Below are 13750 nucleotides of genomic sequence, written 5' to 3' on the forward strand. Positions count from 1 at the left end.
CTGCAAAATCTTTACCTGCTGTCCAGCGATTTCATAAATGCAACAACCGCCTTTATTTCTGCCGGTGTAAGATTCAATTTTTCTGAACTTAAACTTTGATTGAGTACCTGCAAACCTTCTCCAACGCCGCCGCCATTGTTATAAAACTCCATTACCTCTTCCAGCGTCTCATAAATGCCGTTGTGCATATACGGCGCTGTTTGGGAAATGTTTCTTACAGAAAGCGTTTTAAAAGCGTGGTCAAATTCCAGCAGGCGCGTGCTGTCGTAATAATTATAGCGTAGTAGTGTGGTGAATAATCCTCTGTCGGGATCAATTATTTTTCCCTTTGGCCTGGCCGGAACAGCAAGCACTTCCGCATCCTGCGTAATATATTTTGGTGGAAAGACACCGCTGAACAATGGCATATAATGACAGGTGCCGCACTGTGCTTTGCCCATGAATACATTAAATCCCTGTACTTCTTCGCTTGTTAATGCAGCATCATTACCCTGCATGTATTCATCAAAACGGCTGTTGAGTTTTACGAGGCTGCGTATGTATGCTGCCAGTGCCTCCGTTACAGATGCTGAATCAATGCTTTTCTTTTCAGGAAAGGCATGGGTAAACATTGTTTCATATTTTGCTGAAGCAATAATATTTTTTAAGGCTGCATTAAGATCGCCATTCATTTCTTTTGGATTGTGCATCACATCTGCCACCTGGCTTTCGAGCGTTTCTGCACGCTGATCATAAAACTGCTGTGGCTGTAATGCCGCGTTTATTAAAGAAGGTGTATTTCTGTCAATACTGCCGGTACCTCCGATGTTTGCATGTTTTATCATGTTTTCTGCAAATGCATTTCCAGGATGATGACAGGAAGCGCAGCTTACTTTATTGTTACCTGAAAAGGCTGTTTCTGTAAACAATGCCCCGCCCAACTTTATTTTAGCGGCCTTATTTTCCTGGTTAATGAATGGCGAATAAGCGTCGGCATTAAAAGCATTGGAATCAAACAATGTAAAGATATCCTGGCGTAATAACCGGTTATATTGATAGCCCTGCAGGTTTAATTTTCTTCTTAAAGATTCTATAGCGGCAGTTAAAGGATTAGCATAATTGCGAATAAATGCCGCCCTGTTAAAACTATTGAAGTCTTTATTAGCTGATAGAAAAACAATGCTTTTATGAAACAGGTTTTGAATATTATCGTTTGGTGAAACATACTGCGACAAAACTTTTTTTAACGCTGCCAGGCTTACAGCGCATTCTTCCATGCTGTTGCGGCTAAGCGGATTGTCGAAGCCGGTGATGCCAAGCGTTTCCATGCGGAACACTTCAAGTTTGGCTGCATCAAAAATTTGCCAGGAAGCTATGGGTATATTGGAAAAATAGGCTTTAAGCAACTGCAGGTTTTCGAGTATGATTGCTGTTTGTTGTAATAATAATGGTGCGGCTGCAGTATCTGGTAAAGGGAATATATATTGTTCCATTACCTGCAGGCCGGATGGTTGCGTGATCGTTTGCCCTGCAAGCTCAGCTTCTGTTTTGGGCGCGCCATTAATAAGCCGTGCCGTGGCGTAAGTAAAATATTCTGCGGCCCATTCTATCTTTTTATAATGTTTGCGGGCTTCAAGAAAATAAGCCTGCCAGTTTTGAGAAGATCTGGAAAGAATTGCCGGTTGCAGCGTATCGCTTATGTATTGGGAAAAAGCATCTATATCCTGGCAAACTGTGTTGGCGATTTTTTCTTCAGGTGTTTGATTTTTTGGCCCGAAAGACAGCAATCCTTCACACATTGTTACGACAAGCGCGAATGCCAGGATTACCCTTGAATATTTTTTCTTCAACATCAGTTTCCAAAATCAAACGCACCCTGCAGCGGGTTAGCATTTGCATCCCTGCTGTTTAGTGGCTTCAGGTTCCAGCGTTTTTCAATAAAGGTTAAAATGCTTACCGTTTCATATTCCGTGTGATCAACATATCCTTTTTTGGCAAAAGGCGAAATGATGATGGCGGGAATGCGGCTGCCCGGTCCCCATTTATCAATTACAGGCGGCGCCACATGGTCCCAGAAGCCGCCGTTCTCATCATACGTTAATATAACAACTGCATCTTTGCCGTTAGGGCCGTTCAGAACAGCATTAATTAGTTCAAGGGCATGTTTTTCTCCCCTGATAATATTAGAATAACCGGGATGTTCATTATTTGCCCCCTGGGGTTTTACAAAAGAAACAGCCGGTAGTGTGCCGTCTTTGGCAGCCTGCAAAAATTCTTTTTCATCTTTAAGATGCGCTTTTTTAGCAGCCGTGCCGTCAGCATATTTTGCGAAATAAACAAAAGGCTGATGGTGATACTGAAATAACCCGTCTGCTTTTCCTGCCATAGCATCGTCCCAGCCGCCTGAATACCACGCCCAGGAAACCTTTTTATCTGAAAGCCGGTCACCAATGGTAGGATTTGTTTGATTGGGAAGAAGATCGGTTTCTTTTGCGCCGGCAGGATGCGGCTGGTTTACAGAAAAAATAGTATTCACGGCATAGCCATCGGGCGTGAGCAGGCCATCTTTTTCCATTTTTCCATTGCTATCGAGCGTTGCCCGTAAATGTTCCGGCGCATTGGGAAAATAAGGTGTGGCGGCTGCTATCAGCCATTGATGATTGAGAAATGAGCTGCCAAAAGCACTGTGAAAAAAGTTGTCGCAAAGCGTGTATTGTTTGGCTATTGGATATAAAGGCAATAATTCAGTTTTATAATAACCCATCGCAATGCCTGCGGTGCTGTTGTAAGCTGCGAAATAATTCATTTTGCCGCCGTTAATCTGGGCGCGTTCCTGGTAATAGCGGTGTGTAACGTCCGGTGTTTCTTTATCTGAAGGAACGTATTGATCTATATTGAAAAAGCCATTGGGTATGTTGGTGGGAAATTCACTTGACCGCGGAATGGCAGGAAGGTACTGATAAGGTTTGCCATCCCGGTCTAACTGCGTAACAGATTCTTCGGAAGCATTGGCGTGGCCGTTAGCGCCGGGAAATTCGCCATACAAATTATCGAAGCTGTGGTTCTCCATGTAAATAACCACAACATGTTTTACTTTTTCCATGCCTTTTAAGCCTGACAGCTCCGCGGAAGTTGTTTGCGCCCGCCGGCTGCTGCCGCAACCGGCAATAAATGTTAGTGTTGCCAAGCCGGCAAGAATTCCAAAACTGAGGTTGCGCCTGATATTCATAATGGCAAGTTTTTTAATATTAAATTGATTTTAATTTTTTTTCAATCAACTCCTCAATCACTTTTGGAAAGTATTCATATTCCAGTGCATGAATACGTTGGGCAAGCGACCCGGCTGTGTCGTTTTCATAAACCGGGCAGGTGGTTTGAAAAATGATTTTACCGTTATCGTAAAACTCATCTACAAAATGGATGGTGATGCCGCTTTCTTTTTCCTGCGCTGATAAAACAGCGTTGTGTACAAAATCGCCATACATGCCCTTACCACCAAATTTAGGCAGCAGCGCCGGGTGGATATTAATAATCTTATCGCGGTAAGCATTAATAAGTGTTGAAGGTATCTTCCATAAAAAACCTGCCAGCACAATAAAATCTATGCCTGCATTTTGCAGTTCAGGCACATAAGCATCGCCGCGGAAAAATTTTTCTTTTTCTATTAATAGAGAGGGGATATGATTATCTGCTGCTATTTTTAGAACGCCTGCTTTTGAATTATTACAAACAATTAAAGCTATTGTTACCGAAGGTTTGTTTGAAAAATATTGGATGATGTTGGCTGCATTGGTTCCGGCGCCTGAAGCAAAAACAGCTATCCTGATCGTAGTACCTGTGTTCATTTGTTGCGTGCAAGATAAATATTCAAAGCGCTTAACTTACATATTCGTTATGGTTAAAAAAAATTTTTAATCAGATGTGAATTGTCAGCATCCTGTCATATTTTTGCCGCTGTCGAAGAATTTCCCAACATCGCAACAACCAGATTTTTGTGACATGTTTAAACTAAGGCAATTAACTACGATAACTACTCCGAAGAAATATTTATTATTATTTGTAAGCTTTCTGTTTTCAGCATCCTTGTTTGCACAGGATGGCAAGGCTTTGTTTACGGCTAACTGTGCTTCGTGCCATTCCGTAACCAAAAAACTAACCGGGCCTGCACTGGCCGGAGTAGAAGATCGCTGGCCAAGCAGGGAAAAACTTCACGACTGGGTGCATAACAGTGCCAAGGTTATTCAAAGCGGCGACCCATATGCGGTGAATCTCTTTAATGAGTACAACAAAACACCGATGACTCCCTTTCCGCAGTTGTCTACGAAAGATATTGATGCCATTCTTGATTACGTAAAAGCTGAAGCTGGCAAAGCTGCCGCAGCTACTACAGCACCAGCAGGGGAAACGCAAACTGCCGCCGATAACGGCGACCAAACTTTATTATATGGTATTCTTACTTTAATACTTGCCATTGTTGCCTTTACCTTATTATATATAAATGCCAACCTTAAAAAGATGGCAGATGATAAGGAAGGTGTTCCTGCTACAGAACCTATTCCTTTCTGGAGAAATAAAGCTTACATAACTGTTTTTACACTTATTCTTTTTCTTATAGGCGGGTATCTGATTACAGATGGTGCCGTGGGCCTTGGCCGCCAGCAAAAGTATGAACCGCATCAGCCGATATTCTTTTCTCATAAAGTGCATCCGGGCGTAAACCAGATAAACTGCCAGTATTGCCATATTGGTGTTTACCAGGGCAAGCAGGCAACTATTCCTACCGTGAATATCTGTATGAACTGCCACATGGCCATTAATGAATACAAGGGGGAAAAGTTGTATAATGCAGAAGGAAAAGAAGTGGATGGTACAGCAGAAATTCAGAAATTATATAAATATGCGGGCTTTGAAACCGGCAAGCCATGGGATCCCAGTAAAGCCAAGCCGATTGAATGGGTGCGCATACACAACCTGCCCGATCATGTTTTCTTCAGTCATGCGCAACACGTAAATGCAGGAAGGGTTCAGTGCCAAACCTGCCATGGTGAAGTTACCAGCTACAATGAAATGTTCCAGTTTGCCCCGTTAAGCATGGGCTGGTGTATAAACTGCCACCGCACCACAAAAGTTCAGTTTGAAAGCAATGGCTTTTACAGCATGTACGAAAAATATAAGGAAGACATCAGGAATCATAAAATGGACAGTGTAACTGTAAAAGATATTGGTGGTGCAGAATGTCAAAAATGTCACTATTAATTAAGGTAGTATAAGGATTACGAATATTATATTATGGAGAAAAAGTACTGGCAAAATTTTGGTGAACTGAATGATAGTGAAGCTTCAAAAAAAGCAGCGGATAATGAATTTCGTGAAGAATTGCCTTTTGAACTTTCCGATAAATTATTCAAGGCGCCTACTCAAAGAAGAGATTTCTTAAAATATCTCGGTTTTAGTACTACTGCGGCCATGATAGCTGCCAGTTGTGAAATGCCGGTTCGGAAGGCTATTCCTTTTGCCAATAAGCCGGAAGATATTGTACCTGGCGTTGCTAATTATTATGCCACTACTTATGTACAGGATGGAGAGGCCATCAGCGTTCTAGCTAAGGTAAGGGATGGCCGCCCAATAAAAATAGAAGGTAATTACCTGTCGCCATTAACAAACGGAGGTACTTCTGCAAAAGTGCAGGCTTCCGTTTTGAGTTTATATGATACGGCAAGGTTAAAATTCCCTACAATTGACGGCAAAGAAGTTACGCTTGAATATGTTGACCAGGCTGTTGGAACAGCTTTGGCTGGTTTGGGCGGCGCACAGGTAGCGTTGCTTACCAGCACCATCAATTCTCCTTCAGGCCTGGAAGTGATAGGTCAGTTTCTGGCAAAATACCCAGGCAGCAGGCATGTGGTATATGATGCAGATTCTTATACAGGTTTATTGCTTGCAAATGAAGCCAACTATGGCAAACGCGCCATACCTTCTTACAATTTTGCTAAAGCAAAAGTGATTGTAAGCCTTGGTGCTGATTTTCTTGGTACCTGGTTGAGCCCTGATGAGTTTGCCCCGCAATATGTGAAAGGAAGAAAGATTGATGAGCAGAACCCTGCGATGAGCAAACACTACCAGTTTGAATCTATCTTAAGCATAACCGGTTCCAATGCGGATGAACGTTATATACATAAGCCCTCCGAAACAGGTGCTATTGCTGTAGCATTATTGAATGCCTTAACGGGTGAAGGCGCCGCTAATATCAGCGATGCTAAATTGAAAGCCGGTATAGCTAAAGCAGCGAAAGATTTAAGCGCCAACCGTGGCGCCGGCCTTGTAGTTTGCGGCAGCAACGATCCCAACATTCAGCAGGTAGTAAACGCCATCAATAATGCAATTGGCGCTGGCGGTAATACGATTGACTGGTCATCTGTAAACAAGAGCAGAGCTGGCGTTGACTCAGATTTGGCAGGCCTTATAAACGATATGAATGGTGGAAAGGTAGGAGCAGTAGTTATCATCAGCTCAAACCCAGCTTACACCTGGAGCGATTCAAAGGCTTTTACAAATGCCATAAAGAAAGTAAAGGTTGCCGTTTCATTAAACCCAAAAAACGATGAAACCACACAGCTTTGCAAATATGTAATCCCGGATCATCATTATCTTGAAAGCTGGGGTGATGCTGAACCTAAATCCGGTTTTGTATCATTAATGCAGCCAACGATTAATCCTTTATTTAAGACCCGCCAGTGGCAGGATACTTTATTAAAATGGGTTGGCGCTGCTTCAGATTATCATACTTATTTCAAGAATTACTGGCTTGGAAAATTAGGTAATGAAACTGCTTTTGATAAAGCATTGCAGGCTGGTGTTGTTAATAATGCATCTGTTAGTACTTCAATCGTATCGTCAATTGCTGATACCTTGGCGGCACCCATAAGAGCACTTACGGGTAACGCAGGAAGTTATAACGGCGGCGGCGTAGCAGCAGCTATTGCTGCAATCGGCAATCTGCCAAAAGGCGGAGATATTGAACTTGTTCTTTATAAAAAGGTGGGTATCGGTTGCGGAGAAGGTTCAGGTAACCCATGGCTGCAGGAATTGCCAGACCCTGTTACAAGGGCAACATGGGATAACTATGTGATTATTTCCCCGGCAATGGCCAAAAGCCTGTTGGGTATCGATTTAAATAATAACGCCCATGTTGATGCCTATGAGGTTCATCCGGCGAAAGATGTTATAAAAGTTACGGCAAAGGGAAAAGACCCTGTGTCATTGCCAATACTAATTGTACCCGGCGTTCATCCTAATACTGTTGGTATTGCGGTTGGATACGGGCGTACAGATAAATTGGGAAAAGTTGCCGAAGGCGTTGGTAAAGATGTTTTCTATCTTACTTCTTTCAATGGCACCAGCGTTAGTTTTGAAGTATCCAGCGTAACCGTTGAAAAAACGGGGGATACGTATGATATAGCGCAGATTCAGACCCATAATATTTATAATACGCCGATGGGTAACCGAACTGAAGTGATGAAAGAACTTACTCTTGCAGCCTTCAAGAAGGACCCCGAAGAAATTTTAAACGACAGGGAATACGAAACCAGGCATTATGGTGGATTAGAGGGATATGAAAAACAGGGTACGATTTATCCTTATTACGATAAGCCAGGTATTCACTGGGGTATGAGTGTTGACCTGAACAGTTGTACTGGCTGCGGTGCCTGCGTGGTAGCCTGTCACATAGAAAATAATGTTCCTATTGTTGGCAAGAGTGAAGTAAAACGCTTTCACGATATGCACTGGCTGCGTATTGACCGTTATTACAGCGGTGATATGGAAAACCCGCAGGTGGTATTTCAGCCTTTAATGTGCCAGCATTGCGATAACGCGCCCTGCGAAAATGTGTGCCCGGTAAGTGCCACTAACCATAGCAGTGAAGGCATTAACCAAATGGCTTACAACCGTTGTATCGGTACAAAATATTGCGCTAATAACTGTCCATATAAAGTCCGCAGGTTTAACTGGGCTGATTATAACGGAGCTGACAGCTTCCCCGATAATCAGAACTTCAGCGGTGTTGGTAAACTAGATCCGGCGGTACATGTAATGAATGAAGATTTAACCCGCATGGTTTTAAATCCTGATGTTACGGTACGGTCACGCGGGGTAATGGAAAAATGTTCATTCTGCGTACAGCGCTGCCAGGAAGGTAAACTAAATGCCAAAAGGGAAAGCAGGCCTTTAAACAGCGGTGAAGTTACATTGGAAAATACGCCTGACGTTCAAACAGCCTGCCAGCAGGCCTGTGCTACCGGGGCAATTGTTTTTGGTAATGCAAACGATAAGAACAGTGCTGTTTCAAAAGTGCGTCAAAACAACAAATTAAGGTTGTTCCATTCCCTCGAACAATTACACGTATTGCCTAATGTAAATTATCTGGCAAAAGTGCGTAACAGGGAAGAAGAGGCAGTAAGCACTCATCACGAAGGTTAATTAATTGATGATAATTGTTGCAGCCGAAATGCTGCCCGGCTCACACCGTTCAGACAGGATTGCAACGCAATAAAAGCTTAATAAATTACAATAGCCGGCTTTATAAAAAGTTCGGTTAATAGCCAAAGGCAAAAACGAAAAAGGTATGTCATTATTAAGATACGAATCACAACTTAGAGAGCCGCTGGTTGACGGAAACAAGACCTACCATGATGTTACCGAAGACATTTGCCGTCCTATTGAAGGCAAGCCTGGTAAACTGTGGTATATAGGATTTTACATTTCAGTTGCTTTACTGTTGTTTGGTATTTATAGTGTTTACCGCGAAGTGGTGTATGGTATAGGCCAGTGGAACGTGAACCGCACTGTGGGTTGGGGTTGGGATATTACCAACTTCGTATGGTGGGTAGGTATCGGTCACGCAGGAACGCTTATCTCCGCTATCTTATTATTATTCAGGCAAACCTGGCGTAACGGTGTAAACAGGGCTGCGGAAGCGATGACTATATTTGCGGTAATGTGCGCCGGCCAGTTTCCGGTATGGCACATGGGCCGTGTATGGAATGCCTTCTTCGTATTTCCTTATCCAAACTCACGCGGGCCGCTCTGGCCAAATTTTGCCTCTCCGCTGATGTGGGACGTATTCGCTATCTCAACATATTTTACCGTATCGCTTTTGTTCTGGTATTCAGGCCTGATCCCTGATTTTGGAACTATCCGCGACAGGGCAAAAACCAAGTTCCGCAAATTTGCCTATGGTATTGCATCATTTGGCTGGTCAGGCTCTACTAAACACTGGCAGCGTCTTGAATCTTTATCATTAGTGCTTGCCGGTCTTGCAACGCCTCTGGTGCTTTCCGTGCATACGATCGTATCTTTCGACTTTGCCACCTCTGTAATACCAGGCTGGCATACAACCATCTTCCCGCCTTACTTCGTTGCGGGTGCCATCTTTTCGGGTTTTGCAATGGTGCAAACATTACTGTTGATAACGAGGAAAGTGCTTGGCCTCCAGGCTTATATCACACTCGGGCATATTGAGGCAATGAACAAAGTAATTGTGCTTACGGGCTCCATAGTGGGTTGCGCTTATCTTACTGAATTATTTATGGCATTTTACAGCCAGAACCAATATGAAAGCTATGCATTCTTCTACAGCAGGGCAAATTTCTTCAGCCCTTACGGATGGTCTTACTGGGGTATGATGTTCTGTAACGTGGTATCTCCTCAGATATTCTGGTTTAGAAAAATGCGCAGGAATTTATGGGTAACCATGTTCTTAAGCATCGTGGTAAACATAGGTATGTGGTTTGAAAGGTTTGTAATTATTGTTACCTCGCTGTTCCGCGATTACCTGCCGTCTTCATGGCCTTATTATTACAGCCCGAGTATTTGGGAAATAGGTTTTTATGTTGGAACATTCGGCCTCTTCTTTACCTGTTATTTCCTTTTCTCTAAATATTTCCCTGTAATAGCTATTGCAGAAGTGAAGCAGATATTAAAAGTTTCAGGTGAAAGCTATAAAGAGAAAATGGATAAGCTGGAAGAAGAACCTGTTGAAGAATTTGCGCACGCAGCAGCGCACTAAACATTGGCATTTTAAAAGCCTTATTAAGTTATAAAGTATGGCAAAAAAGAAATTTGTAGTAGCCAGTTTTGATGATGAAAATGTTTTATTTCCTGCGGTAAAAAAAGTACGCCTTGCAGGATATAAGATACACGATGTTTACACGCCGTATGCCGTGCATGGATTAGACAAGGCACTGGGCTTGCGCGAAACGAGCCTGCATACCGCCGGGTTTATTTACGGTATTACAGGTACTACCATTGCTTTGGGCGCTATGAGCTGGGTTTTTGTAAGCGACTGGCCTTTGAACATTGGCGGTAAGCCACATTTTCCGTTGCCGGCGTTTATACCTATTACGTTTGAAACCACGGTATTGCTTTCTGCAGTGGGTATGGTGCTTACTTTTTGTTATTTGTGCCAGTTGGGACCTTTTGTAAAAAAGCATCATTTTAGTTCACGGGCAACCGACGACCATTTTGTAATGGTGATAGAATGTACTTCGAAAACCAATGTTGAAGATTTAAAGGCTTTTCTTTCCAATACCGGGGCATTTGATGTAAATGTGCAGGAGGCAGAAGCAAACTGGTGGTTAGGTACGTATGATAAAGAACAAGTACTAATAAAAGATGAACCGACTGTAGCTTAAATATTATTAAAGATGAAAATCCGATTGATTATATTTTGTTTGTCCGCAGGTTTCATAATAGCCGGTTGCAGCGATGTGCGCCGTGATCCGGGCCGAGTATATGTCCCTGATATGGGTTCAAGCCGTGCGTACGAAACTTATGATGCGCTTGACTCCAATAAGTTTACACAGAATATTACTGAAGCTGGACGCAAAATATTTTATAATCATATGCCGGTTGCCGGCACGGTTGCAAGGGGGGAAGATATGCCTTTTCCACTGGCTATGGACGCTCCGGGCGACACCACCAATTATGTGGCTTCAAAGCAAATTGAAAGCCCGATCAAATCCCTTGACTCTGCTGCCATGAAAGAGGCTGAACGTTTATACCTCATTAATTGCGGTATCTGCCACGGAGCCAAGCTTGATGGTAACGGACCGCTCTATAAAGGTGGCGACGGCCCTTTTGCAGCAAAGCCCGCAACCTTAGTTGGCGATGCGAAATATGAACAAATGCCTGCCGGCCAGATGTTTTATTCTGTAACGTATGGTAAAAACCTGATGGGCTCTTATGCATCTCAATTAACAAGGGTGCAACGCTGGGAAGTAATTGCCTATATTAAGTCGAAGCAGGGAAAGACCGGCGCTGCCGCAGCTCCGGCAGCAGCAGATAGTTCAGCAGCTAAATAAAAAGTCAGATATTGATAAATTAATTATAATGGCATCAATTAAAGAGCAATTTGAAGTTCCTTCCAAAATGAAAACCTGGTCGATGGCTTTAATAGTCATTGGTATAATTACTTTTATTCTTGGGCTTATAACGAAGGGCATGAGCGGCGATGAGCAGGAGAAGGCTACATTTATCGGAACATTAATGTACAACAGTATTTTCTGGATGCTGATCTGTAACGCCAGCATGTTCTTCATTTGCGCTACCACGCTTGCTATGGGCGGCTGGCATACAGTAATAAAAAGAATCCCCGAAGCTATTTCCACCCTCGTTCCTGTTTTTGGTATTATCACCCTCGTGATCTTTATATATGTAGTATTAATAGATCGTACAACCAGCATATACGAATGGCTTGATAAAGATGCTGTGGCAAAAGACCATCTTTTAAGCGGCAAGAGTGGATTTTTAAATCCTGCCTTCTTTATGATCTGGAGTATTCTTGCTATTGGCATCTGGAGTATTTTAGGCCACAGGATGCGCAAACTCAGCAGTGAGGCCGATGAAAGACCAATGGATTTAAATGCCGGTAAAAGTTATATCTGGAGAAACACGGTTACCGCCGGTTTGTTTATCGTATGGTTTGCATTGACAGTCGGCTCAACAGTACCCTGGTTTTGGATGATGAGCCTTGATGCGCACTGGTACAGCACCATGTATAGCTGGTACACATTTGGAAGTTCTTTCGTATCGGGTATGAGTCTTATTGCCCTGTGGCTCATCTATCTTAAAAATAAGGGTTATTTGGGTTATGCAAATGAGAACCACCTGCATAACATTGGTATCTTCATATTCGCATTCTCAATCTTTTGGACCTATCTCTGGTTTGCCCAGTATATGCTTATATGGTATGGCAATATTCCTGAGGAAACCGTTTATTTCAAGCACCGCGTGCAGGGCGCCTACAAGGGTATTTTCTTTATGAATATCATTATCAACTTCGTTTGCCCGCTGCTTATTTTAATGAAGCGTTCGGTTAAAAGGAATTATACGCTGATGACATTCATGGCAGTATTGATTATCTTTGGACACTGGATTGATTTTTACCAGATGGTTATGGGCAGCGTTCGCGAAAATGACGCCTCATTAAGCTGGCTGGATTTTGGAATAGCATCTTTGTTTATTGGGTTGATGATACGCTTTACAAGCAGTGCGTTAGCAAAAAAACCACTTGTTTCAGAATATCATCCTTTCTTAAAAGAAAGCATTGCTCACCACATATAGAATAATTAAACAGAAAACAGAAGCAGCATCATGTCAATGTTTTTTACAATAGCGGTTATAGTTTTAGTGTTTTTGATCATATTTCAAATAGCTAAAGCAAGCGAGTATGTATCAGTTATTAAAGGCGAAGAAAAAGCCCGTGCAGACCAAAATAAGGTAAACGGCTTTTTGATGATTGCTTTTTTAATAGCAGGATTAATCGGTGTATATTTTTGTAATAAGGTACTTTACCCTGACACATTACTTGCTCAGGAATCGGCAAGCGTACAGGGTGAAAAGGTAGATTCTATGCTCTGGATTACCATAGTAATTACGGGCGTTGTATTTTTTATCACCCAGATACTGCTGTTTTATTTTGGTTACAAATACCAGGAAAGCAAAAAGCGTGAGGCTTACTATTATCCCCATAATAACAAGCTTGAATTAATATGGACGGCAGTGCCAGCCATAGCGCTGACAGCATTAATTGTATTCGGCTTGAAAAACTGGTTTGCATTTACCGGCCCTGCCCCTAAAGAAGCTTTGCAGGTTGAGATTACCGGCAAACAATTTGGCTGGATATTCCGCTATCCGGGAATGGATCAAACCTTTGGTAAAAAATATTATAAGCTTATTGATGACGCTAACAGTAATTCATTGGGCCAGGATTGGAAAGACGACAAGAATTTTGATGATGTTGTGGTTTCTCAAACCATGTATTGTGTTGTAAACAGGCCGGTGAACCTGAGAATTTTTTCACGGGATGTTATTCATGATGTGGGCCTGAGCGCATTCAGGTTAAAGCAGGATGCGGTGCCCGGCACTCCTACATCTTTGTGGTTCACGCCTAAATTTACCACCAAGGAAATGAAAGAAAAATTGGGAAAACCCGATTTCCAATACGAAATCAGTTGCGACCAGATGTGCGGTAATGGCCATTATTCAATGAAAGGTGTAATTGAAGTAGTAACCCAGGAGGAGTATGATGTTTGGCTTGCCCAGCAAAAACCAAATTATTACACTGTGTTCCCCGATAAAGACCCTTCCAATCAAAAGCCTCAACTGGCCATTGATAGCACAAAAACCACGGCCTCAGTAAAAACTGATGCTGTGAAGACAAAAATGTAATTGTATCAATACCCAAAAGGTATTTTATTATAAAATATTAATA

10 protein-coding genes are annotated in these 13750 nt (G+C 42.5%); 7 read left to right on the forward strand and 3 right to left on the reverse strand.

Going from position 1 to position 13750, the window contains the following annotated elements; translation table 11 throughout:
- Positions 1 to 11: 11 nt before the first annotated feature.
- Genes ACTHN6_RS13680 through purN form a run of 3 tightly spaced genes read right to left on the reverse strand, consistent with a single transcriptional unit; the run spans position 12 to position 3824 of the window.
- Positions 12 to 1832: a cytochrome-c peroxidase gene (locus ACTHN6_RS13680; protein WP_440436331.1), complete on the reverse strand. Its 1821-nt coding sequence runs from the start codon at positions 1830 to 1832 to the stop codon at positions 12 to 14.
- Complete coding sequence (locus ACTHN6_RS13685) at positions 1832 to 3208, reverse strand: alkaline phosphatase family protein (protein WP_440436332.1); 1377 nt, start codon at positions 3206 to 3208, stop codon at positions 1832 to 1834. Before ACTHN6_RS13685 ends, ACTHN6_RS13680 begins: the two co-directional genes overlap by 1 nt.
- Positions 3209 to 3227: 19 nt before the next feature.
- Positions 3228 to 3824 carry a phosphoribosylglycinamide formyltransferase gene (purN, locus tag ACTHN6_RS13690; protein ID WP_440436333.1) on the reverse strand — a complete coding sequence of 199 codons (597 nt, stop codon included), beginning with the start codon at positions 3822 to 3824 and terminating at the stop codon, positions 3228 to 3230.
- 154 nt (positions 3825 to 3978) lie between these two features.
- Between purN and ACTHN6_RS13695 the strand changes: the two genes are divergently transcribed.
- The 7 genes from ACTHN6_RS13695 (at position 3979) to ACTHN6_RS13725 (ending at position 13707) form a co-directional block, all read left to right on the forward strand.
- The gene (locus ACTHN6_RS13695) at positions 3979 to 5235 is read left to right on the forward strand and encodes a c-type cytochrome (protein ID WP_440436334.1); all 1257 of its coding nucleotides are present in this window, start codon (positions 3979 to 3981) and stop codon (positions 5233 to 5235) included.
- Positions 5236 to 5268: 33 nt separating this feature from the next.
- Positions 5269 to 8457 (forward strand): TAT-variant-translocated molybdopterin oxidoreductase, encoded by a 3189-nt coding sequence (locus ACTHN6_RS13700; RefSeq protein ID WP_440436335.1) that lies wholly within the window; start codon positions 5269 to 5271, stop codon positions 8455 to 8457.
- 145 nt (positions 8458 to 8602) lie between these two features.
- Entirely contained in the window at positions 8603 to 10045 is a 1443-nt protein-coding gene (nrfD, locus tag ACTHN6_RS13705) for an NrfD/PsrC family molybdoenzyme membrane anchor subunit (protein ID WP_440436336.1), read from the forward strand.
- Positions 10046 to 10082: 37 nt separating this feature from the next.
- Positions 10083 to 10670: a DUF3341 domain-containing protein gene (locus ACTHN6_RS13710; protein ID WP_440436337.1), complete on the forward strand. Its 588-nt coding sequence runs from the start codon at positions 10083 to 10085 to the stop codon at positions 10668 to 10670.
- Between the two features lie 12 nt (positions 10671 to 10682).
- The gene (locus tag ACTHN6_RS13715) at positions 10683 to 11339 is read left to right on the forward strand and encodes a c-type cytochrome (RefSeq protein ID WP_440436338.1); all 657 of its coding nucleotides are present in this window, start codon (positions 10683 to 10685) and stop codon (positions 11337 to 11339) included.
- 28 nt (positions 11340 to 11367) lie between these two features.
- Positions 11368 to 12600, forward strand: a complete 1233-nt coding sequence (locus ACTHN6_RS13720) for a quinol:cytochrome C oxidoreductase (protein WP_440436339.1) — start codon at positions 11368 to 11370, stop codon at positions 12598 to 12600.
- Positions 12601 to 12630: 30 nt separating this feature from the next.
- Positions 12631 to 13707: a cytochrome c oxidase subunit II gene (locus ACTHN6_RS13725; RefSeq protein ID WP_440436340.1), complete on the forward strand. Its 1077-nt coding sequence runs from the start codon at positions 12631 to 12633 to the stop codon at positions 13705 to 13707.
- Positions 13708 to 13750: the final 43 nt, after the last annotated feature.

Origin of the sequence: Parafilimonas sp. (assembly GCF_051953455.1) — a bacterium.
GTDB lineage: Bacteria > Bacteroidota > Bacteroidia > Chitinophagales > Chitinophagaceae > Parafilimonas.

What these genes read in the sequence shown, in the direction of transcription:
- ACTHN6_RS13680 (WP_440436331.1), bottom strand. Translation starts at nt 1,832, where the DNA reads ATGTTGAAGAAAAAATATTCAAGGGTAATCCTGGCATTCGCGCTTGTC.
- ACTHN6_RS13685 (WP_440436332.1), bottom strand. Translation starts at nt 3,208, where the DNA reads ATGAATATCAGGCGCAACCTCAGTTTTGGAATTCTTGCCGGCTTGGCA.
- purN (WP_440436333.1), bottom strand. Translation starts at nt 3,824, where the DNA reads ATGAACACAGGTACTACGATCAGGATAGCTGTTTTTGCTTCAGGCGCC.
- ACTHN6_RS13695 (WP_440436334.1), top strand. Translation starts at nt 3,979, where the DNA reads ATGTTTAAACTAAGGCAATTAACTACGATAACTACTCCGAAGAAATAT.
- ACTHN6_RS13700 (WP_440436335.1), top strand. Translation starts at nt 5,269, where the DNA reads ATGGAGAAAAAGTACTGGCAAAATTTTGGTGAACTGAATGATAGTGAA.
- nrfD (WP_440436336.1), top strand. Translation starts at nt 8,603, where the DNA reads ATGTCATTATTAAGATACGAATCACAACTTAGAGAGCCGCTGGTTGAC.
- ACTHN6_RS13710 (WP_440436337.1), top strand. Translation starts at nt 10,083, where the DNA reads ATGGCAAAAAAGAAATTTGTAGTAGCCAGTTTTGATGATGAAAATGTT.
- ACTHN6_RS13715 (WP_440436338.1), top strand. Translation starts at nt 10,683, where the DNA reads ATGAAAATCCGATTGATTATATTTTGTTTGTCCGCAGGTTTCATAATA.
- ACTHN6_RS13720 (WP_440436339.1), top strand. Translation starts at nt 11,368, where the DNA reads ATGGCATCAATTAAAGAGCAATTTGAAGTTCCTTCCAAAATGAAAACC.
- ACTHN6_RS13725 (WP_440436340.1), top strand. Translation starts at nt 12,631, where the DNA reads ATGTCAATGTTTTTTACAATAGCGGTTATAGTTTTAGTGTTTTTGATC.